This window comes from Domibacillus sp. A3M-37 (genome assembly GCF_024213455.1).
Lineage (GTDB): Bacteria > Bacillota > Bacilli > Bacillales > Domibacillaceae > Domibacillus > Domibacillus tundrae.
Genome location: NZ_JANAVL010000006.1, coordinates 102,772 through 122,459, shown reverse-complemented (window position 1 = coordinate 122,459; position 19,688 = coordinate 102,772). Strand labels below are relative to the sequence as shown.

The 19,688-nt window shown below is 44.6% G+C and carries 18 protein-coding genes and 2 pseudogenes; 18 read left to right on the top strand and 2 right to left on the bottom strand.

Annotated features, from left to right (window positions below; genetic code table 11):
* The first annotated feature begins 7 nt into the window (after positions 1-7).
* From NLX67_RS11515 to NLX67_RS11490, 6 genes and pseudogenes are all read left to right on the top strand, one after another.
* Positions 8-1,018: a TRAP transporter substrate-binding protein gene (locus tag NLX67_RS11515; RefSeq protein ID WP_254311841.1), complete on the top strand. Its 1,011-nt coding sequence runs from the start codon at positions 8-10 to the stop codon at positions 1,016-1,018.
* A gap of 114 nt (positions 1,019-1,132) precedes the next feature.
* Positions 1,133-1,402, top strand: a pseudogene (locus NLX67_RS11510) (TRAP transporter small permease); the annotation flags it as partial.
* A 106-nt stretch (positions 1,403-1,508) separates the two neighbouring features.
* Positions 1,509-2,540 (top strand): LacI family DNA-binding transcriptional regulator, encoded by a 1,032-nt coding sequence (locus tag NLX67_RS11505; RefSeq protein WP_046180159.1) that lies wholly within the window; start codon positions 1,509-1,511, stop codon positions 2,538-2,540.
* A gap of 180 nt (positions 2,541-2,720) precedes the next feature.
* A complete protein-coding gene (locus NLX67_RS11500) occupies positions 2,721-3,428 on the top strand; it encodes a FadR/GntR family transcriptional regulator (RefSeq protein ID WP_052728477.1) in 708 nt (235 codons plus the stop codon).
* Position 3,429: 1 nt separating this feature from the next.
* Positions 3,430-4,638, top strand: a complete 1,209-nt coding sequence (locus NLX67_RS11495; RefSeq protein WP_254311840.1) for a CaiB/BaiF CoA transferase family protein — start codon at positions 3,430-3,432, stop codon at positions 4,636-4,638.
* Positions 4,639-4,641: 3 nt separating this feature from the next.
* On the top strand, positions 4,642-5,595 hold the full coding sequence (locus tag NLX67_RS11490) for a hydroxymethylglutaryl-CoA lyase (RefSeq protein ID WP_254311839.1): 954 nt from the start codon (positions 4,642-4,644) through the stop codon (positions 5,593-5,595).
* Positions 5,596-5,642: 47 nt separating this feature from the next.
* On the opposite strand, the gene NLX67_RS11485 is transcribed toward NLX67_RS11490, so the two are convergent.
* Both NLX67_RS11485 and NLX67_RS11480 read right to left on the bottom strand, forming a co-directional pair.
* On the bottom strand, positions 5,643-6,149 hold the full coding sequence (locus NLX67_RS11485; RefSeq protein ID WP_254311896.1) for a shikimate kinase: 507 nt from the start codon (positions 6,147-6,149) through the stop codon (positions 5,643-5,645).
* Positions 6,150-6,282: 133 nt separating this feature from the next.
* The gene (locus NLX67_RS11480; protein ID WP_254311838.1) at positions 6,283-7,629 is read right to left on the bottom strand and encodes a hypothetical protein; all 1,347 of its coding nucleotides are present in this window, start codon (positions 7,627-7,629) and stop codon (positions 6,283-6,285) included.
* A gap of 254 nt (positions 7,630-7,883) precedes the next feature.
* Here NLX67_RS11480 and NLX67_RS11475 point away from each other — a divergent pair, with 254 nt between their 5' ends.
* The 12 genes and pseudogenes from NLX67_RS11475 to NLX67_RS11420 all read left to right on the top strand — a co-directional run bounded on the left by NLX67_RS11475 (position 7,884) and on the right by NLX67_RS11420 (position 19,681).
* A complete protein-coding gene (locus NLX67_RS11475; RefSeq protein WP_046180073.1) occupies positions 7,884-9,320 on the top strand; it encodes an aldehyde dehydrogenase family protein in 1,437 nt (478 codons plus the stop codon).
* A 4-nt stretch (positions 9,321-9,324) separates the two neighbouring features.
* The gene (locus NLX67_RS11470) at positions 9,325-10,374 is read left to right on the top strand and encodes a zinc-dependent alcohol dehydrogenase (protein WP_309143127.1); all 1,050 of its coding nucleotides are present in this window, start codon (positions 9,325-9,327) and stop codon (positions 10,372-10,374) included.
* Positions 10,371-12,116: a thiamine pyrophosphate-binding protein gene (locus tag NLX67_RS11465; RefSeq protein WP_254311837.1), complete on the top strand. Its 1,746-nt coding sequence runs from the start codon at positions 10,371-10,373 to the stop codon at positions 12,114-12,116. Before NLX67_RS11470 ends, NLX67_RS11465 begins: the two co-directional genes overlap by 4 nt.
* 19 nt (positions 12,117-12,135) lie before the next feature.
* A complete protein-coding gene (locus NLX67_RS11460) occupies positions 12,136-12,984 on the top strand; it encodes a sugar phosphate isomerase/epimerase family protein (protein WP_254311836.1) in 849 nt (282 codons plus the stop codon).
* Between the two features lie 387 nt (positions 12,985-13,371).
* Positions 13,372-13,539, top strand: a complete 168-nt coding sequence (locus tag NLX67_RS11455) for a hypothetical protein (RefSeq protein ID WP_156154041.1) — start codon at positions 13,372-13,374, stop codon at positions 13,537-13,539.
* 5 nt (positions 13,540-13,544) lie between these two features.
* Positions 13,545-14,504, top strand: coding sequence for a 2-hydroxyacid dehydrogenase (locus tag NLX67_RS11450; protein WP_254311835.1), 960 nt, complete (start codon positions 13,545-13,547; stop codon positions 14,502-14,504).
* Between the two features lie 7 nt (positions 14,505-14,511).
* A pseudogene (locus NLX67_RS11445) lies at positions 14,512-14,682 on the top strand (altronate dehydratase); the annotation flags it as partial.
* Between the two features lie 99 nt (positions 14,683-14,781).
* On the top strand, positions 14,782-15,294 hold the full coding sequence (locus NLX67_RS11440; RefSeq protein WP_254311834.1) for a DUF3231 family protein: 513 nt from the start codon (positions 14,782-14,784) through the stop codon (positions 15,292-15,294).
* Between the two features lie 243 nt (positions 15,295-15,537).
* The gene (locus tag NLX67_RS11435) at positions 15,538-17,592 is read left to right on the top strand and encodes a BglG family transcription antiterminator (RefSeq protein WP_254311833.1); all 2,055 of its coding nucleotides are present in this window, start codon (positions 15,538-15,540) and stop codon (positions 17,590-17,592) included.
* Between the two features lie 18 nt (positions 17,593-17,610).
* Positions 17,611-18,078, top strand: a complete 468-nt coding sequence (locus NLX67_RS11430; RefSeq protein WP_254311832.1) for a PTS sugar transporter subunit IIA — start codon at positions 17,611-17,613, stop codon at positions 18,076-18,078.
* Between the two features lie 15 nt (positions 18,079-18,093).
* A complete protein-coding gene (locus NLX67_RS11425; protein WP_046180082.1) occupies positions 18,094-18,375 on the top strand; it encodes a PTS sugar transporter subunit IIB in 282 nt (93 codons plus the stop codon).
* Positions 18,376-18,409: 34 nt separating this feature from the next.
* Complete coding sequence (locus NLX67_RS11420) at positions 18,410-19,681, top strand: PTS galactitol transporter subunit IIC (protein WP_046180083.1); 1,272 nt, start codon at positions 18,410-18,412, stop codon at positions 19,679-19,681.
* Positions 19,682-19,688: the final 7 nt, after the last annotated feature.

Below are 19,688 nucleotides of genomic sequence, written 5' to 3'. Positions count from 1 at the left end.
TAGGAAAATGAAGAAATTAATAGTTTTGCTTGTGACAATGACAATGATGATTCTGGCAGCTTGTTCTGGTTCTGGTGAAAGTGAAAGCGGTGGCGCGGCTGAAGTAAAAACGATGAAAATGGCAGTTGCCACATCGAAAGACCGTTCTTTAACAAAAGGTCTTGATAAGTTTAAGGAAATTGTTGAAGAAGAAACGAATGGATCGATTAAAGTTGAAGTGTACCCGGACGGACAGCTTGGCGGTGACCGTGTTGTATTTGAAGGTTTGAAAATGAATTCTATTCAAGGAACGACAATGTCATCAGGTCCAATTGCTGGTTTTGTTAAAGAATTTGAAGTGCTGGATTTCCCATACTTGTTTAAAGATGAAGAAACAGCTTATAAAGTACTCGACGGCGAAATTGGAACAGACTTGTTAACAAAGCTCGATAGCCAAGGAATTGTTGGTTTAAACTATTGGGAAAACGGCTTTAGACAGTTAACAAATAATAAGCGTGAAGTAAAGTCAGTAGAAGACGTTAAAGGTTTGAAAATCAGAACGCTTGAAAGTGAACTTCATATTGATCTTTGGAAAACCTTAGGTGCAAATCCTTCTCCAATGCCATACACAGAATTATTTACAGGGCTTGAGCAGGGAGTCGTAGATGGTCAAGAAAATCCTGCAGGCAATATTACAACTGGAAATTTTTATGAAGTACAGGATTATGTAACAAAAACAGACCACATTTACAATGCGAGCGTTTTTATGATTAGCGACAAATTTATGCAGACATTATCTGATGAAGAAAAAGAAATCGTGACGAAAGCATCCGAAGAAGCAAGAGACTACCAGCGTGAACTGAACCAAAAAGAGAGCGAAGAAGCCTTTGCAATCCTTGAAGAAGAAGGAATGACAGTAACAGAGCTTTCTGAAGAAGCACGAAAAGGCTTTGAAGATAAAGCGAAGGAAGTTTATAGCAAGTACACATCAAAAGTTGGGGAAGAACTCGTTGATCAAATTATGAATGAAGTCAAATAAATAACGTAAAAGAAAGCTAAGGAATGTAAATGTCCCTTAGCTTTCTTTCTCAAAAAAGAATGATAATGAAACACTTTTATTTAAGTTTGCTTTAGCTGGAGAGGAGGAGAAGAAATGAATAAAATATCGAGATACTTAGAGAATTCGTTGAACATTATTATGGCTGTCGCATTAGCCATTATGGTCGTTCTTGTCTTTGGCAATGTTGTTCTCCGTTATTTGTTTAACTCGGGAATTACGTGGTCGGAAGAAATGTCACGGTATCTTTTTATTTGGCTGACATTTCTCGGAGCCATTGGCGCGTTTAAAAACAAGGATCATTTGGGTGTAGATATGCTGATTAAAAGGCTGCCTAACAAGATGAAAAAAGTGGTTCTCACAATGATGCAGGATCTTCACCCGCTCTATGAGGGCGGGTGATTTTTATTTTGATGTGTAAGCGGTGTTCTATATAATAAAAATAAAAGTTAAGAGAAACGGGCAGGTGGGGATGATGAAAAAGAAAAGCGGACGTGTAACGCTGCAGCAAGTAGCAGACCATGCAGGTGTGTCAAGGGCAACAGCATCGTTAATTGTGCGGAACAGCCCGAGCATTTCAGAAGCGACGAAGAAAAAAGTGCAGGCATCGATGCAGGAGCTCGGCTATGTGTATGACCGGATAGCGGCTAATTTACGCTCGCAAAGCTCGTCTACGATTGGGGTTGTTGTCACAGACTTTGCCAATCCATACTACTCCGAATTTTTAACAGGCGTGCATCACCAGCTTGAAAAAGAAGGCTATACGGTCTTTCTTGCGACGACGTTTGATTCGGATGCCAAGCAGGACAAGTTGTTATCAACGATGCTCGAGCATCGGGTTGGCGGTGTGATCTTATGTCCGGTATCCGATAACTCACCGGCGACTGTTAAAAAAATACGCCAGTGGAATGTTCCGATCGTCACCGCTGTTCGCGAAATCCCAAATCTCCATTGCGATTACGTTGGCATTAACTACGAAAAAGGTGTTGAGATGGCGATTGACCATTTAATCGAAAATGGACATACACGAATCGCGTTTTTAGGTGGTCTTTCAGATTCATCCGCCTGGAAAAAGCGGTTTGAAGGCTATACAGCTGCTCATGGAAAAGCAGATCTGTCCATCGATGAGACATTGATCTTTCAAAGTCCGGTTACACGAGAAGGCGGCGCTCAGGCGCTTGATGCTAGTTTAAAACATGATAATCCGCCGACAGCAGTTTTCTGTTTTAATGATCTCGTTGCCTTTGGCGTAATGCAGCGGATGAGGGAATTGAACCTTCAGCCGGGCACTGATTTATCGGTTGTTGGATTTGATAACGTACTAGAAGCGGCAACTTTTTATCCATCCTTAACAACAGTTGAATCATTTCCAAAGCATATCGGTACAAATGCGGCAAACTTGCTTCATAAACGGATTAAAGATCAGGCGCGTGAAGAAGAACGGATCATACTAGAACCGGAATTGTTCGTGCGGACATCTTCCGGAAAAAAACCGAATCTATAAACAGAGAAGAGGACTGATTAAGTAAAACAGTCCTCTTCTTTTTGTGAAGAGATCAGGCGTTGGGATATCAAATGTCAATTATGAAAGAATTTACTTGACCGGGTTTTTAATACAGAATATACTTGATTTATAAATTGGACTGCCCAATAGCCCAACAGTCCAAAAAGGAGGCTTTTGAACATGAGCGATACGATGTTCAATGAACTGAGGACCACCCGTATATACGAAAAAATTGTGCTGCAAATCCGGCATTTAATTAAAGAGGGAAAATTAAAACCAAATGACCGGCTGCCGGCAGAGCGGGATTTAGCCAAAACACTTGGCTGCAGCCGCACATCACTTCGGGAAGCGTGCCGCGTGCTGGAATCGGAAGGACTGATCGTTTCAAAGCCAGGAGGCGGGCGGTTTATTCAAAAAGTAGACGAGCGCGTACCGGTGAATGTACATTTTAATCCGGTTGATGTATTGGAGAAGTCCGCTGTGATGCATTTTATCGAGGCGCGGGAAGCACTGGAACCGAGCATTGCTGCTTTTGCGAGTGAGCGGGCGGAAGAAAAAGATATTAAAAAAATGGAAGCAGCGTTAAAAGCAATGGAAGAAAAGCTGAAGAATCCAGACGAGAAAGTCGATGCAGACAGCAACTTTCATCTGGCACTGGCAGAAGCGACACAAAACTTTGTTTTTGTTTCATTGATGGAAACGAATTTAAGCATGTATCGACCGGTCAGGAAGCAGACATTACAGTCGGAAGAGCGGTATGAGCAGTCGCTTCAGGAACATCGCGCCATTTTAAACGCGGTGAAGCGAAAAGATACGCAGGCGGCTGTAGACGCGATGAACGTTCACTTGCACCATATACGTGAAAATGTGTTGAAAGAGAGGGATTAATATGGAACGGAAGAACTTTGGCCCGTTAACGGGTGTGCAAATTTTGGACATTTCGACAATGATCGCGGCTCCATTCGGGGCCACATTGCTGGCGGATTTAGGGGCAGATGTCACAAAGGTGGAGCTGCCAAATAAGGGCGATACGCTCCGCACGGTAGGGCCTTGGAAGGACGGAGAGGCGCTTCGCTGGCCGGGTCTTGCCCGCAATAAAAAATCCGTTACATTGAACATTCACTCGGAAGATGGGAAAGAACTTTTCCTGAAATTAATTCAAGATATTGACGTGCTGATCGAAAACTTCCGACCGGGAACGCTGGAAAAATGGGGACTCGGATACGATGTTTTGAAAGCGGTTAATTCGAAATTAATTTTGATCCGTGTTTCTGGCTATGGACAAACAGGTCCTTACAGTGAAAAAGCAGGATTTGGCACACCGGGGACAGCCTTCAGCGGCCATACGTATTTGCAGGGTTATCCGGACCGTCCGCCTGTCAGCCCTTCCTACTCACTGCTTGACTACATTACCGGTATTTATGCAGCGTTCGCGGCTGTAAGTGCACTGTATCATCGTGATGTGAATGAAGACGGGGATGGCCAGGTTGTTGAAATGGGGTTGTATGAATCGATTTTCCGCATGCTTGAATTTTTAATTGCTGAGTACGATCAAAACGGCAAAGTACGCGGCAGAAGCCCGGGACTTGCGGGTCATTCAAGCCCGGCCGGCACGTATGAAACAAAAGATGGCAAGTATGTTGTCCTCGTTTGCAGCACCGATTCTACATTTAACCGGCTGGCTGAAGCAATGAACCGGACGGATATGCTCGAAGATGACCGTTATTATACAAATTCGGTCCGCTTGCAAAATGATTCAGATGTACAGGAAATTGTTATTGATTTTATTAAAGGGCTTACACAGCAGGAGCTGCAGGAAAAGCTGGATGCATTTGGTGTACCGGTCAGCCCGATTTTAAGCATTGAAGATATTTTCAACGATCCTCATTATGCGGCGCGCCAAAATATTGTTGAAGTGGAGCATCCGCGCCTCGGCAAAGTAAAAGTACCGGGGGTTGTGCCGAATTTCTCTGCTACACCGGGTGCGATCCGTTATCGGGCGCCGGAGCTTGGCGAGCATAATGAAGAGATTTTCAGCGGGAAATTAGGGTTGTCAGCCGAAAAAATGGCTGATTTAAAAGAGAAAGGGGTTATTTAACCAATGCATGATTTATTGTTGCCTCAAAAAGTTGTGATTTGTGAAGTAGCGCCACGTGACGGATTTCAGGCGGAGCATGACTGGATTCCAACTGATACGAAAGTGGAGATTATACGCAGGCTGGCTGATACAGGCGTCAAATCAATGGAAATTACGTCTTTTGTGCATCCAAAAGCGATTCCACAGCTCAAAGACGCAGAAGAAGTGGTATCGCGCTCACAAGACTTAACCGGAATTGCCTTTCGCGCATTGGTGCCAAACGCAAAAGGCGCGCAGCGGGCAATTGATGTCGGGATTAAAAAGCTGAAACTTATGCTGTCTGCAACAGATTCACACAGCTTGTCGAATGCGAATGCAACCGTGGAAGCGGCGCAAAATGCATTGGAGCCGATTATTGAGCTGGCAGCAAAGCACAACGTAAAAGTCGGCGGTTCGATTTCTGTAGCATTTGGATGTCCCTATGAAGGCATTGTGCCAGTTGACCGCTTAGTGCCTGTATTAGATCGATATACTAAGATGGGTATAGATGAAGTATCGCTTGCAGATACGACAGGAATGGCCAATCCGCGACAAGTGTACAGCTATCTTGGTCAATTAAAGCAGCAATTTCCTGAAATGACGTTTTCGATGCATCTTCACAACACACGCGGCATGGCGTTTGCTAACGCAGTGGCGGCAATGCAGCAAGGTGTTATCCATTTTGACAGCTCTGTCGGGGGACTTGGCGGCTGTCCATATGCGCCGGGAGCTACAGGCAATATTGCCACAGAAGACCTTGTCCATGGATTCGAGGAAATGGGCATTAAAACGGGCATTGATCTGGACAAAATGATTGGAACAGCAAAAGACGTACAGCAGCTGCTCGGCAAAACCGATCAGAATAGCAGTTATATGCTGAAAGCCGGTCCATGTTCGACACTCAGTCCTAAGCCCGAGGGACAGGCAAAAATGGGTTAAAATCCGATCTGAAAAGGACTGTCTCAAACTAGGAGACAGTCCTTATTTTATACGTTATTCGGTTCGTATAATTCCCATGCATATTTCAACGAGTCAACGATAAAGTCAGCCACTTCTTCCGCGGACCGGTGATTGATCGACAGCTTTGAATGGTTAATCGCATAAGCACTCTGCCGCTTATAAAACAGTTCTTCAATTTCAGAAATGTTTTTGCTTTGCAAAATAGGCCGGCTGTCAATTAAGAGATTAAGCCGCTCTTTCCATTCTTCCCAGGCGACATCAAGGTAAAACACGATGCAATGATCAAGGCACGCCTTCCGAATATCCGGGTTTAAAAAGGCTCCGCCGCCAATTGACAGGACTTTCAGCTTTTCCTGCGCCAGTGAACACGTTTTTTTCTGTTCGTAATCGCGAAAAAAAGGCTCGCCGTGCTGCTCAAAGATTTCCGGAACGGTCATGCCGAAATCTGTTTCAATTTCTTTATCCACATCAATAAAAGTTCGGTATAATTTCTTCGCCACCAGCTCACCGACTGTCGTTTTGCCGACACCCATAAAACCGATTAGCACAATTGTTTTCTGTCTCGCAGACGTCCGCACATTATTCAATCGAAACACTACTCTCTCTAATATGAATTACCTTTTAGTATAGTACAGCCGTGCAGTATCGTAAATATTTTTTGGAATTTTAAAAAAATAACCCGATGCTGTATGCAATTAAAATACTGGCGCCCATATAAAGCAAAGCGTATCGTACATTCCAGCGGACAATGTGAAACGGATTGACACGCATAAGTTCGGATAAAATAGATACGGATAAATTAAATGGGCTGTACATGACCGTTGCCAGGCTGCATGTAATGAGGACGATCGTCAATGATACAGAAGACACTTCCGGCAGTACCGGCCGCAACAGCTCCCCAAGCAATGTAATCGAGACAAGAGGGTGAAACCCAGTCAGTGAGGTCACAAAAAAATACAAGCCGATCATAAAGTAAAACAGCAATGTCTGATCGGATACACTGCGAAACCCGTCCTGTAAAATGGACAGGGCACCGGACTCTGCGAGCATGCTGACAAATAAGCCTGCACTTAAAAACATAAAGAAATAATTGGACAATCCTGCTGTTCGTTCTTTCCAGTAGGGAATTGTTACGCGTATGTAACGTTTCTGCTTTTTAATGAGCAGCGCCCAAAAAAATGAAATCGGGATGATCACAATGACAACAGACAGCAAATAGCCTTTCTGGAAAAAGTGCTGGAAAACGGATGTTAATAAAATAAACAACAGCAGCATGCCGCCCATTTCCATCATCTTTCGTTTCACATTCGCCGCTGATTGCAGCGCATCCGCAATGTGCAGCCCGAATTCCCGGTATTTAAAAAATGAAATAGTGTAGTCGATTGCGGCGAAAAGCAAGACGATCAAAAACATCGGCACGATCACTTCATAGTACGTTTTTCCAGTCATATCGAGTGAGGCACTGACCATGACCTCCATAGGACTCCAAGAAAGGCACAGTGCATACCCGCGTAAAAGACTCCCGGACAAAAACGAGTTCGCGGTTTCTTTTGGCAGCTTTTTTAACGTTTGCTGAAGCGAATTTTTTAAAAGCGGGATTGTCGCGATATTTAAAAACAGCCCAAGCATGTGTGAAACGATAAAACTGCGACGGTACAGCTTATCCAGCGTCTGAATGTCACGTCGGAGCAAAACATTCAAGTTTGTATCGTAATGGCCGACGCGAATGATCGAATTTAAAAAAGGAAGCACGAGAAAAAGAGACATAACGCCAAGCATTGAATCGAAATATAAGAAAAAAGAATACCAGGGCAAATTTTGAACGAAAAAAAGACTGGCTCCAATAATAAAAAAAATAAGACCTGAATAAAAGTAGAGACCTTGGGATCTTAAAGAAGCGGTCAAGAGTGTCAAAAAGGCAACAGCTCCAACTATATAGTGAAGCAACGAAGCATCAATAAAAACCGACAGTATAAATAAGATAATTAATGCGGGATATAGAACTAAAACCATTTTTTCACCACTTTCTGGATCGATCCATTATTAATTAAACGTAGCAAAGTTTTTTAAAACCGTCCATGAAATATTTCGATCATCTAAATAGTTAACGGAAAAATGTAAAAAGTATTGCACGATGAAATAAATTCATGTAAGATGATGTTAACGCTTTCAATAAAGAAAGTCTTTTATTTTGATCGTTCATTAGATCGATCTACTAAAAGGCGGAATTTTAGATCGATCTAATAAATAAAAAGCAGGTGATCTGAATGTCAGAATTCAAAAAAGCAAAACCATTTATTAACGGAGAATGGCTGGAAGGAAACCGTGAAACGATCCAAATGAAAAGCCCGTACTCTGGTGAAGTGATCGGCAGCCAGGTAATTGCCACGATGGAGGATACGGAAAACGCGCTTCAAGCCGCTTTTAATACAAAAAAAGAAATTGCTTCGATTCCGGCTCATGAACGGGCGCGCATTTTGAAAAAAGCGTCTGTTTTGTTGGAAGAACGAAAAGAAGAATTTGCCCGCCTTATTTCAATGGAGCTTGGCAAGCCGCTGAAAAACACACTGGATGAAGTTGCCCGTTCAGTAGAAACCCTTGAATTATCGGGAGAAGAAGCAAAACGGCTGAACGGTCAAAGCATGCCGGGTGACGCGTCTGAACGAGGAACAAATGCCATTGCTGTCACATTCCGCGTTCCGGTTGGTGTGATTGCAGCGATTACACCATTTAACGCACCGCTGAACCTCGTCTGTCATAAAGTCGGACCGGCTTTTGCTGCGGGAAACAGCACCATTTTAAAGCCAGCTCCTCAGACGTCATTAATTGCAACCGCTTTATTGGAGCTTTTGCTTGAAGCAGGATTTCCGAAAAACGCGGTCAACATGGTGCTCGGCGGTGTTGAAAGCGGCCAGGCCATCGTCAAGGATGAACGGGTCAACGTCATTTCGTTTACTGGCGGTATTGTTGCCAGCCGCAACATTTGCGCTATTGCAGGGATGAAAAAAGTATTGCTTGAGCTTGGCGGCAACGCGGCGACGATTGTTCACGAAGATGCCGATTTGGACCGGGCAGCTGCGATGTGTGCGAGAACGGGCTTCAGCAACTCCGGTCAAAGCTGCATTTCAGTGCAGCGCATTTACGTGCATCAAAATGTCGTTCCGGAATTTAAAGAGAAATTGAAAACCGAAGTAGAAAAGCTGAAAGTCGGCGATCCGCTCGATCCGGCAACCGATGTTGGCACGCTAGTCGATGAAAAAGCAGCCGGCCGGATCATTGATTGGATCGATCTAGCTGTAAAAGAAGGGGCTGAAATTGTGACGGGCGGCAAACAAAACGGCGCCAACGTCATGCCGACCATTTTACTGAATCCGCCGAAATCAGCGAATGTCGTCTGTCAAGAAGTATTCGGACCGATCGTCAGCATCATTCCATATGAAACGTTTGAAGATGCGGTGGCGCAGGCAAATGATTCCGACTTTGGCCTGCAGGCGGGTATTTTCACGAATCAGCTTGACCTTGCTTACAAAGCGGCACACGAACTGGAAGTCGGCGGCGTGGTTATTAACGGTACATCTAATTTCCGTCTGGATCACTGGCCATATGGCGGCGTGAAAAACAGCGGCATCGGACGCGAGGGCCCGCGTTTTGCGATTGAAGACATGACCGAATCCAAAATGATCGTGCTTCAGCTTCCGGTGTGACGCGATGAGTATATTAAAGCAAAACCTCGATCAAGATGTGGTGGTGAAGAAGATGCGCAGCTTATATTTGGCGGGACCCGGCGATGTATCGTTAAAAGAAGACGCCGTCGCCCGGAAGCCTGAACAGGATGAAGTAAAAATAAAGTTAATTTATGGCGGCATTTGCGGTTCAGACGTTGGCGTATATAAAGGGAAAATTGCCCACGCAGCGTATCCAATTACGCCCGGTCATGAACTGCTCGGAACCGTTATTGAAAAAGGAGAAGATGTTGCTGTACCAATTGGAACACGCGTCGTTATTCAGCCAAATTCCTACTGCGGCGAATGTGAGCAATGCCAAAAAGGAAAAACCAATCTTTGTATATCAAAAAAGTCACTTGGTGTGAACACAGATGGCGGCTTTGCGGAAGAATTTACGATTTCAGCGAAATACATTTTGCCGGTCCCGGATGAATTGTCAGATGAACGGGCTGTTTTAATCGAACCGTTCGCTGTTGTGGTTCATGCATTTAAACGGGTGAACATAACGAATGAAACAACTGTCGCCGTGATCGGATGCGGAACAGAAGGCCAGCTGGCGATTGCGCTCGCGTCTCATCTCGGTGCATCCATTACAGCGATTGATATTAACGAATCAAAACTGGCAGATGTTTCGGCTTATGGAAATATCCAAACATATACACCATTTGATGTCCCACAAAATGCAGCATTTGACGTGGTCATTGAAGCGGCCGGTGTCAAGCAGGCAGTTGAGCAGGCGGTCGATATCGTCAAGCCGGGTGGCGACGTTGTGTTAATCGGCTTAACGGCAGAGGCAACACTGCCTATCTTAAAAATTGTCCGCAGTGAAATATCGATTCATGGCAGCATCATTTACAACTTTCCTGTTGATTTTACTCAAAGTGTTGACTATTTACGGCATTCGGACTTTGTGATTGATCCAGTCATTGCCGACATCATTCCGCTGCATGAATATGAACGCGCTTATGAAAAGGCATCAGCCGGGCAGTGTGCCAAAATTATTTTGAACTTCAAGGAGGATTTCCGACCATGAAAGAATTGATCTCCCGACAATTAGTCAAATACTTAGAAAACCGTGGCGTTGAACATATCTTCGGTCTTTGTGGGCATACAAATATCGCAGTCTTAACAGAGCTTGAAAAAAGCTCGATCAAGTTTGTGAATGTGCGTCATGAACAAGTCGCCTCACATGCGGCAGATGGCTATGCACGGGCGAAAAAGCAGACATCTGTTGTGCTCAGTCACGTGGGACCGGGTCTCACCAATGCGGCGACAGGTGTCGCAAACGCGGCGCTCGACTGTACTCCGATGGTGGTTATTGCCGGTGATATTCCGAGCCATTATTACGGGAAGCACCCGCACCAGGAAGTGAATCTTCATGCAGATGCCGCGCAGTATGAAATTTACCGTCCATTCGTAAAGCGTGCCTGGCGCGTAGACAGTCCGCACCTTTTGCCGGAAATTTTAGAGAAAGCGTTCCAGCTGGCAGAAACGGGTACGCCGGGTCCAGTTCTTGTTTCTGTGCCGATGGACATTTTCTCAAAAGAAATCGATACGGCGCTATTCGAAAAGCAAACCCATCACACGAAGTCGCTTCAAAAACCATCGATTGATGAAGAAACAGCGGAAACGATTATTCGCACATTGCTGGAGGCCCAAAACCCAGTCATTTACGCGGGCGGCGGTATTTTGCTTGCGGATGCGGCGGAAGAACTGGCGGAATTCGTCAACCACTTAGATATCCCGGTAGCGCATTCTTTGATGGGCAAGGGCGCCGTAGCGGATGACAATCCGCTCGTGCTCGGCATGACCGGCTTCTGGGGCACGAAGTTCATTAACGACAAATGTAAGGAAGCCGATTATATTTTTGCCCTCGGCACCCGTTTTGCGGAAGCAGACAGCAGCTCGTGGGAAGAAGACTTTACGTTTAACTTCCCACCGACAAAACTGATTCAGATCGACATTGAACCGAGTGAGATCGGCCGTAATTACCCGGTTGAAATTGGCGCAGTAGCAGGCTTGAAGCAAGCTTTGATGGTCTTGAATCGCGTAGCGAAACGCATTCTGCCGGAAGGACGTCAAAATGAAGAACTAAAAGCAGAAATTGCAGCAGAGAAAAAAGCATTTAAAGAAAGCAACCAAAAATATGCGACAGACAACAGCTTCCCGATGCAGCCGCAGCGTATTTTAGCGGATGTACGTGATGTTCTCCCGCGTGACGCGTTTATTACGACGGACGTCGGCTGGAACAAAAATGGCGTCGGACAGCAGTTTGACATTTTAACACCAGGCACCATTTTAACACCAGGCGGCTTCGCGACAATGGGCTTCGGCGCCCCTGCAGCACTTGGCGCAAAGCTCGCCCATCCGGACCGCGTCGTTGTATCCCTTGTCGGTGACGGAGGCTTCGGGCAAAACCCGGCGCTTCTGGCAACAGCAGCGGAAGAAAATATTCCGGTAATCTGGATCATCATGAACAACTCTGCATTCGGCACAATTGCCGGCCTGCAAAAAGCCCATTATGGCACGACGCTCGGCACGTTGTTTGAAAAATCACCGGATTTCGCAGCCATTGCCCGCGCGTATGGAGTAGAAGGCGTGAAAATTGAAAAAGCAGAAGAATTTAAGCCGGCTTTGGAAGCGGCGATTGGAGCGAATAAGCCGGTCGTCATTGATGTTGCTATGCTCAACAATCCGGTGCCGACTGCGGGACACTGGAACATCATGGATATTTATTCGCCAGGAAAAACCGTCCACCACGTCTCAACGAACTAATGAATGGGGGAGCAAACAGATGACCAATCAGTTTTCACTCGCGTATTTGACCGTTCTTGGCTGCCCGCCGCCTGAAATGACCTATATTGCGGCTAAAACAGGATATGATTTTATCAGTCTGCGTCCGATTCATATGGGGGTGCCGGGCGAGCACGATGTTTCATTGACAGAGAGCAGGACGCTTCTGTGCGAAACGAAAAAGGCAATGGCTGATACGGGAATGAAACTGCTGGATATTGAGCTTGCCCGCATTTGTGAGGACATTGACCCGAAAAGCTATCAGCCGGCGATGGAAGTGGCAGCGGAGCTTGGCGGCCGTCATGTGCTCAGCAGCGTTTGGACGAAGGATCGTTCTCTTGCGATGGAGCGTTTTGTGGAGCTTTGTGAATTGGCAAAGCCATTCGGCCTGACGATTGATTTAGAATTTGTGCCGATTGCCGGTGTTTCGACGCTGGCAGGTGCAGTCGATATATTGACTGCGGTCAATAAAAAAAACGCGGGGCTGATGATTGATGTTCACCATTTTCAACGATCCAGGGAAAAAGTGGAAGACCTCGACTCGCTGCCGCGTGAATGGTTCCGGTATGTCCACTTATGTGATGCGCCGGTCGCCATTCCGGAGTCAACAGAAGAAATGACACGCATTCTGCGGGAAGAACGGTCATACGTTGGTGAAGGCGGTATTGATGTTGCCTCGATCCTCAGTCGCATTCCGCAAGTGCCCTATTCCATTGAATTGCCGCACGCGAAACGGTTAAAAGAACTCGGATACGAAGAATTTGCAAGGCAGTGTCTTGTGTCAGCAAAACGATATTTAAACACGCACACTGTTGACCGGCAGACAGAAGAAATTCGCAAAATTGATTAAAAAAAACAGAGGCATCCTGAAAGTCTGTATTGCTGACTTTTGGGATGCTTTTCTTTATTTAAAACAGAGATGATCTCCTATAATAGCTTTTTGGTATTAAGTGAATTATGCCGCCTTCTCTTTTTTTCGTGTGAGCCCAAATATATCATGCTACACTAATTAATAAAGCACAGAAAGGAGTATTTTCATGAATTTAGCTTCATTTGAACAATCTTTTTCTGATACTTGTATTTACAAAAGATGATTGAAGAGGAACAATTTGGAGAGGTACTTTATTATTATAAAAGGGAGCCCGAGTACATTAAAGACTACGCTGTGTATTTGTATGAGAAGTATTCAGAGGAGACGAAGGCGCTGTATCGCTAGTATATTACAGGCAGGGCCGAAATGGCTTCAACCCGGAATCAATACCGGATTGAAGCAAATCTCATTGAACATTTTTCTTCAAGCTGTAATCGTCAACCAGCAGAAGAAGTAATGATGGAGTTGCGATATTCATATTCACGCAAGCCGGCATTTATGGATGAATTGCGAAAAGTGAAGTTGGAGGGATGAAGCGAATGAAACCAGTTGTTGTCGTCTACAATCGTTTGTACGAAGAAGCACTTGAATATATCCAGGCATCATGTGACGTTCATTATTTCCCGGGATATAAAGAAAAGATGCCGGAATTTTTGGAAGCACTAAAAGGGGCTGATGGCTTAATTGGTTCGGGTTTAAAGGTGGACGAAGCATTGTTGGATCAGGCGCCAAATTTAAAAGTGATTGCGAACAAATCGGTCGGATATGACAACTTGGATATTTCGCTTTTGAAAAAACGCGGCATCAGAGCGACGAATACACCGGGTGTACTAGACGACACAGTTGCCGATGCCATCGTGGCACTGATGCTGGCAGCCGCACGCCGTGTGCCGGAACTGGATCAATTTGTGAAAACAGGCGGCTGGACAGAGAGTGGCTTTAAAGATCATCAATTTGGAGTGGACGTTCACCATAAAAAACTAGGCATTATTGGGATGGGCGGCATCGGCTCAAGACTTGCCAAACGAGCGCATTTTGGCTTTGACATGACTATCTTGTATCATAACCGTTCGCGAAACGAACAAGCGGAGAGTACATATGACGCTGTATATTGTCAGGTGGAGGAGCTGCTTGAACAGTCGGATTTCGTTTGTGTGATGACCCCGCTCACACCGCAGACAAAAGGAATGATCGGCAAAAATGAATTTGCCCAAATGAAAAAAACAGCTATATTTATCAACGCTTCACGTGGAGCGGTTGTGGACGAACCTGCATTAATTGAGGCGCTGCAAACAAAGCAAATTTTAGGGGCAGGGCTGGATGTATTTGAGCAGGAGCCGGTTGAGCGGGACAATCCGCTTCTTTCAATGCCGAACGTTGTGACGCTTCCCCATATCGGATCTGCGACAGAAGAAACACGCAAAAAAATGGCGATGCTTGCAGCGGAAAATGTTGTTGCTGGTGTCGCGGGCGGAAAATTGAAGACACCGATTTTTTAAAACGGGGCGTGCCGAAAATGAAGAGGTTTTCCGTAAAGTTGTTCAGCTTATTAACGAATTTAAACAATATTTCATGGATCACAACCAGCCAGTGTGTGAAAACCCCTGACCTAGAAATAGAGAGGGTGGTATTACGACGCTTGAAGACAAGTCGCTCGACTGCACGCAAAAAAATGGTGACCGCACGCTTTAAAAAGAAAGCTACATATTCCATCCTTCATCAGAAAATACTATTCAGGTGCATGCGCACAAATTTAATTTCTGATGGAGGGATAATATGGGTATACTAAGCGGGAATCCAAAAGATGAACCTCTTCATTATGGCGAAGTGTATACATTATGGGTAGGATCGCTTTCAGCGAAAGGGATGGCGGCTGGTTACAGCACATTGCTGAACCATACGGGAGACGGTGACTTGAAAAAGCTGGTTGAACAAGGAATCAGGCTTTCAAAAGAAGAAGCGATGGCATATGACGAAGTGTTAAAAGCAAATGGAATTGCTTTGCCGCCAGCCCCGCCAGATCGTCCGAAGGCAGATCTTAATGACATTCCTGATGGAGCGCGCTTTACCGATCCGGAAATTGCGGCAACGCTCTCCCGGGACGTTGTCGTGGGAGTGGCAGCATGCAGCCAAGCGATGGCGCAATGCATCCGTGAAGACGTTGCTTCGCTGTATGCTCGTTTTCATGGAGAAAAAGCAAAATATGGCGGTGGAATCCTAAAACTTAACAAAGAAAAAGGCTGGCTTGTGCCGCCGCCGCTGCATCGTGAACCAGGGGAAGCGAAGTAAATAAGGTAAAGCTGTCGCAATGTAATAATGCGGCAGTCTTTTTATAAAAAATGAAACAATTTAAAAATATCTTATAAATGATTCATTTTTTTGCCTCGGTTGTCAGTTTAAAAACTGATTGCCGAGGCTTTTTCTTATTCATCATCATGTTGTACAATGAATCAGCGCAAAATGAGGATGAAAGCGCAAACAAAATGATTGTTTCAAGTGATAGAATTAGGTTCAGCGAAGGGAGATGACATCATGTACCTGGATGAAAGGAGCAATCAAATACTAGAGGATGTACTAGGAAATCCAGAAATATCAAATGCAGAGCTTGAAGATAAATACGCATTATCGCGCCGGCAAATCGGCTATAGCTTTACGAAAATAAACGACTGGCTCGAACAAAATAGTTATCCAGCTATTAAACGGACAAAAAGCGGAAAGTTTTTATTAAGCCCGATTTTAATGGAACTGCTGGTGAAAAGACCAGTTGCGCAAACGCAGTCTACTTACATTCTTTCTGAAAAAGAGCGGACATATGTGATCATTTTAATGATTCTCGGCTCAAGCGAAGAATTATCGCTTATCCACTTTTCCATCGGGCTGGATGTCAGCAAAAATACAATTCTCCGCGATATGAAGCACGTACAGGAAATTGTGGGCCGGTATGATTTAGAAATCGTCTATTCACGTCTCAATGGTTATGTTGTCTCGGGAAGAGAATGGGATAAAAGACGCTTGCTTGTTGATGCACTTCGGAAAATATTCGATATCTACAAGGGCGAATCATATATTTATCAATTTGGTGGTATTGCTGAAGAAGATGTGCAAAAGCTTCAAAAGCAAATAGAGGATGTGGAAGAACGGCTTCAGCTTCAATTTAGTGACGAGCGGATGCGGATCCTTCCATATATCATCGCCATTTTACTGAAACGGGTGAAAAACGGCCATACGATCGATGGTTCTCATCACATTGATTATGAAGCCCTTTCGGATACAAAAGAATATGAAGCAGCGGAATTGTTAATTAAAGATGAACTGGAAGAGCTCTCCAAAGAAGAACGATTGTTTTTCGCCTTGCAGCTGCTGACATCTAACGTGCTGACTTCTCAATTATTGACAGACCGTGAAATTCCGCACTTAAAAGAAGCACTGGCAGAGAGCTTAAGCTTATTTGAACGACAGGCGTGCATCACGCTCAAAGATAAAAGCAGGCTTTTGGAAAAGCTGTTTCTTCATATCAAGCCTGCTTATTACCGGATCAAATATCATTTAACTACAAATTATTTCATGATTGAAAAAGTAAGTGAAGAGTTTGAAGCGATTCACTATATTGTTAAAGATTCAATCAAGCCGCTTGAAGAATACATCGGCTGTGAAATACCTGAAAGTGAAATAATGTTTGTGACCGTTTTTATCGGGGGGCACTTAATTAACAGTGGTGAAACGATTCCGTTAAAAAAGAAAGCGGTTGTTGTTTGTCCGAACGGTGTGTCCATTTCGAACTTAATGGACAATACACTAAGAGAATTGTTTCCGGAATTTTACTTTCATCGCGCGCTGTCAATTCGGGAATTTCAGCAAATGGATGATGGCTTCGACCTTGTTTTTTCTCCCGTACCGCTTCAAACCAATAAGCAGTTGTTTATTGTTCATCACTTTATTTCCGAGCTTGAGAAAATGACGCTCCGGCAGCGGGTCATGAAGGAGGTGTTCAGCCTCCAGATGCCGGTGATCAATGTGGACCAGTTAATGAACACGATCGCCAAATATGCAGATATTAAAGATCCAAAGCAGCTGGAACGATCACTGGAATCCTATTTTACACAGCCAAATCAACAGGAAACAAAAGTGAAAGCAGATTATGGGCTGCCTGATTTTATCCATCCGGATATGATCGTGATAGAAGAGGAAGCAGGCAGTTGGCATGAAGCGATCGAACGAGCTTCACAGCCACTGCTGGAGGGTGGACTCATTACGGCGGATTATATTAAGACGATGAAGCAGCAATATCCATCTATTTCCCCGCACATTTTGCTTCGAATGAATGTCGCAATTCCACATGCGGCGCCTGAACATGGCGTGCAAAGGGTTGGGATGAGCCTGCTGAAATTAAAAAAAGGTCTTTCATTCGACAAAAATCATATCGTCCATTTTGTTGTCGTGATTGCCGCGGTGGATAAAAGCCAGCATTTAAACGCATTGCTTCAACTGATGAAGCTGGCAGATAAAAAAGACGTAATACATGAAATGACGCAAATGGACAGCGCACAAGCTATCCACGAAGTGTTGAAGCATCATACCCAGCCATAATGAAAGGAAGTGGTTATCTTGCCATTGGCGCAGTTTTTGAAAGATGAATTAATCAAGCTGGATGTGTCCTGCGACAGCCGGTATGATGTGTTCGATTTAATGTATGAAGAAGCATTCAAGCGCGGATATGTAAGTGAATCGTTTTTGCCGAAAATTAAAGAGCGGGAAGAAACGTTTCCGACTGGCTTGAATTTGGACAAGTACAGCATTGCGATTCCGCATACCGATCCAGAATGTGTATTTGAACAGTTTATCGGTGTGATCACCTTAAAAGAACCTGTTTTATTTCAGCTTATGGATGATAAATCAAAAGAAGTTGAAGTGAAAGTGATTTTGATGCTCGGCTTAAATGAACCACACAGCCAGCTGGCTATTTTGCAGAAAATCATGCAAATTGTCCAGGATGAAGAAACGTATGAAAAGATTTCAGCAGCGAAAAATTGCAAAGAGATCCATCAATTATTTAATAAGCTGGAAACAGCATAAAGGAGAGAATTTATTATGAAAAAAACAATATTAGTCGCATGTGGAGCAGGTATCGCAACATCAACTGTCGTTTGTAATCGCGTGGAAAATTTATTGAAAGATAACGGTATTCAGGCAGAAGTCGTACAGTGCAAAATTTCAGAAGTGGCATCTCGTCAAGATGGTGCGGACTTAATTGTATCAACAACAATTTTGCCGACTACTTATCAAATTCCAGCTGAAATTGCGACGGCCTATATTACAGGCATTGGCATGGACAAGCTCGACCAAAAAATTCTTGATCATTTAAAAAACTGACCGTAAGTAAGAAGAGAAGACAGGGGGATTGATCATGGATAACGTATTTGGGTTTGTACAGTCCATTTTGGATTTAGGGCCAACGGTTATTTTGCCGATTGCGATCTTAATTATCGGCATGCTGTTTGGTCTGGGCTTCAAGAAGTCATTTAAGTCCGGCATCATTATCGGAATCGGTTTTGTTGGCATTAACTTGGTCATCAACTTGCTGATTACGAACCTGGGCCCGGCCGCGCAGCAAATGGTTGAGCGGTTCGGCTTGAACTTGACAATCATCGATACCGGCTGGCCGTCTGCAGCAGCGCTGTCATTCGCTTCACCGGTAGCAGCCGTTTTGATTCCAATCTGTTTGGCTGTAAACATCGGGTTGATTTTACTTAAATTGACGAAAACGTTAGATATTGATATTTGGAACTACTGGCATTTTATCGCAGCCGGAGCGACTGGCTATATCGTCACAGGCAGCTGGTGGTTTGCAATTCTTTGTACGATTTTGTATCAGGTTGTTGTTTTGTACGTAGCGGATAAAACCGCGCCAATGGTAGCCAAGTTTTACGGGCTTGAAGGTATTTCATTGCCAACTGGCTCAACGGCGGCATTTGCGCCAATTGGCATTCTTGTTGGAATGGTTATATCAAAAATTCCAGGCATTAAAAATTTGCATGCTGACCCGGAATCGATCCAAAAACGTTTTGGCATCTTTGGGGAACCGATGATGATGGGGCTTATTCTCGGCTGTGTTATTGGGCTGTTAGCAGGGTACAATCCGGGCGCGATTTTCCAGACCGGGATTTCACTTGGCGCAGTGATGCTTCTATTGCCGCGCATGGTGAAAATATTGATGGAAGGGCTTATTCCAATCTCGGAAGCTGCCCGGGATTTCCTTCAAAAACGTTATGGCGACCGGGAACTCTATATCGGGTTGGATGCGGCGCTTGCTGTTGGACATCCGGCAGTATTATCGACAGCACTCATTCTAGTCCCTATCACGCTTTTACTTGCAGTAATCCTACCGGGAAACAGGGTTTTACCGTTTGGTGATTTGGCGACAATACCATTTTATGTTGCCTTTGTTGTTGGCTTCCTGCGTGGAAACATCGTTCACTCTGTTTTGGCAGGTACCGTTATGATTGCATTCTCGCTTTATATGGCGACCGATTTCGCCGTTGTTCATACACAGCTGATGGAAGGTGCACAGTTCACGATGCCTGAAGGCGCAACATTAATTTCAAGCCTTGATATGGGTGGAAACTTGTTTAACTGGCTTATTTTGAAATTTTCACAGCTATGGGCAGCTATTTTTTAATTTAACT

What these genes read in the sequence shown, in the direction of transcription:
- NLX67_RS11460 (WP_254311836.1), top strand. Translation starts at nt 12,136, where the DNA reads ATGACCAATCAGTTTTCACTCGCGTATTTGACCGTTCTTGGCTGCCCG.
- NLX67_RS11505 (WP_046180159.1), top strand. Translation starts at nt 1,509, where the DNA reads ATGATGAAAAAGAAAAGCGGACGTGTAACGCTGCAGCAAGTAGCAGAC.
- NLX67_RS11515 (WP_254311841.1), top strand. Translation starts at nt 8, where the DNA reads ATGAAGAAATTAATAGTTTTGCTTGTGACAATGACAATGATGATTCTG.
- NLX67_RS11455 (WP_156154041.1), top strand. Translation starts at nt 13,372, where the DNA reads ATGGCTTCAACCCGGAATCAATACCGGATTGAAGCAAATCTCATTGAA.
- NLX67_RS11425 (WP_046180082.1), top strand. Translation starts at nt 18,094, where the DNA reads ATGAAAAAAACAATATTAGTCGCATGTGGAGCAGGTATCGCAACATCA.
- NLX67_RS11490 (WP_254311839.1), top strand. Translation starts at nt 4,642, where the DNA reads ATGCATGATTTATTGTTGCCTCAAAAAGTTGTGATTTGTGAAGTAGCG.
- NLX67_RS11480 (WP_254311838.1), bottom strand. Translation starts at nt 7,629, where the DNA reads ATGGTTTTAGTTCTATATCCCGCATTAATTATCTTATTTATACTGTCG.
- NLX67_RS11495 (WP_254311840.1), top strand. Translation starts at nt 3,430, where the DNA reads ATGGAACGGAAGAACTTTGGCCCGTTAACGGGTGTGCAAATTTTGGAC.
- NLX67_RS11465 (WP_254311837.1), top strand. Translation starts at nt 10,371, where the DNA reads ATGAAAGAATTGATCTCCCGACAATTAGTCAAATACTTAGAAAACCGT.
- NLX67_RS11475 (WP_046180073.1), top strand. Translation starts at nt 7,884, where the DNA reads ATGTCAGAATTCAAAAAAGCAAAACCATTTATTAACGGAGAATGGCTG.
- NLX67_RS11470 (WP_309143127.1), top strand. Translation starts at nt 9,325, where the DNA reads ATGAGTATATTAAAGCAAAACCTCGATCAAGATGTGGTGGTGAAGAAG.
- NLX67_RS11450 (WP_254311835.1), top strand. Translation starts at nt 13,545, where the DNA reads ATGAAACCAGTTGTTGTCGTCTACAATCGTTTGTACGAAGAAGCACTT.
- NLX67_RS11440 (WP_254311834.1), top strand. Translation starts at nt 14,782, where the DNA reads ATGGGTATACTAAGCGGGAATCCAAAAGATGAACCTCTTCATTATGGC.
- NLX67_RS11500 (WP_052728477.1), top strand. Translation starts at nt 2,721, where the DNA reads ATGAGCGATACGATGTTCAATGAACTGAGGACCACCCGTATATACGAA.
- NLX67_RS11435 (WP_254311833.1), top strand. Translation starts at nt 15,538, where the DNA reads ATGTACCTGGATGAAAGGAGCAATCAAATACTAGAGGATGTACTAGGA.
- NLX67_RS11420 (WP_046180083.1), top strand. Translation starts at nt 18,410, where the DNA reads ATGGATAACGTATTTGGGTTTGTACAGTCCATTTTGGATTTAGGGCCA.
- NLX67_RS11485 (WP_254311896.1), bottom strand. Translation starts at nt 6,149, where the DNA reads ATGGGTGTCGGCAAAACGACAGTCGGTGAGCTGGTGGCGAAGAAATTA.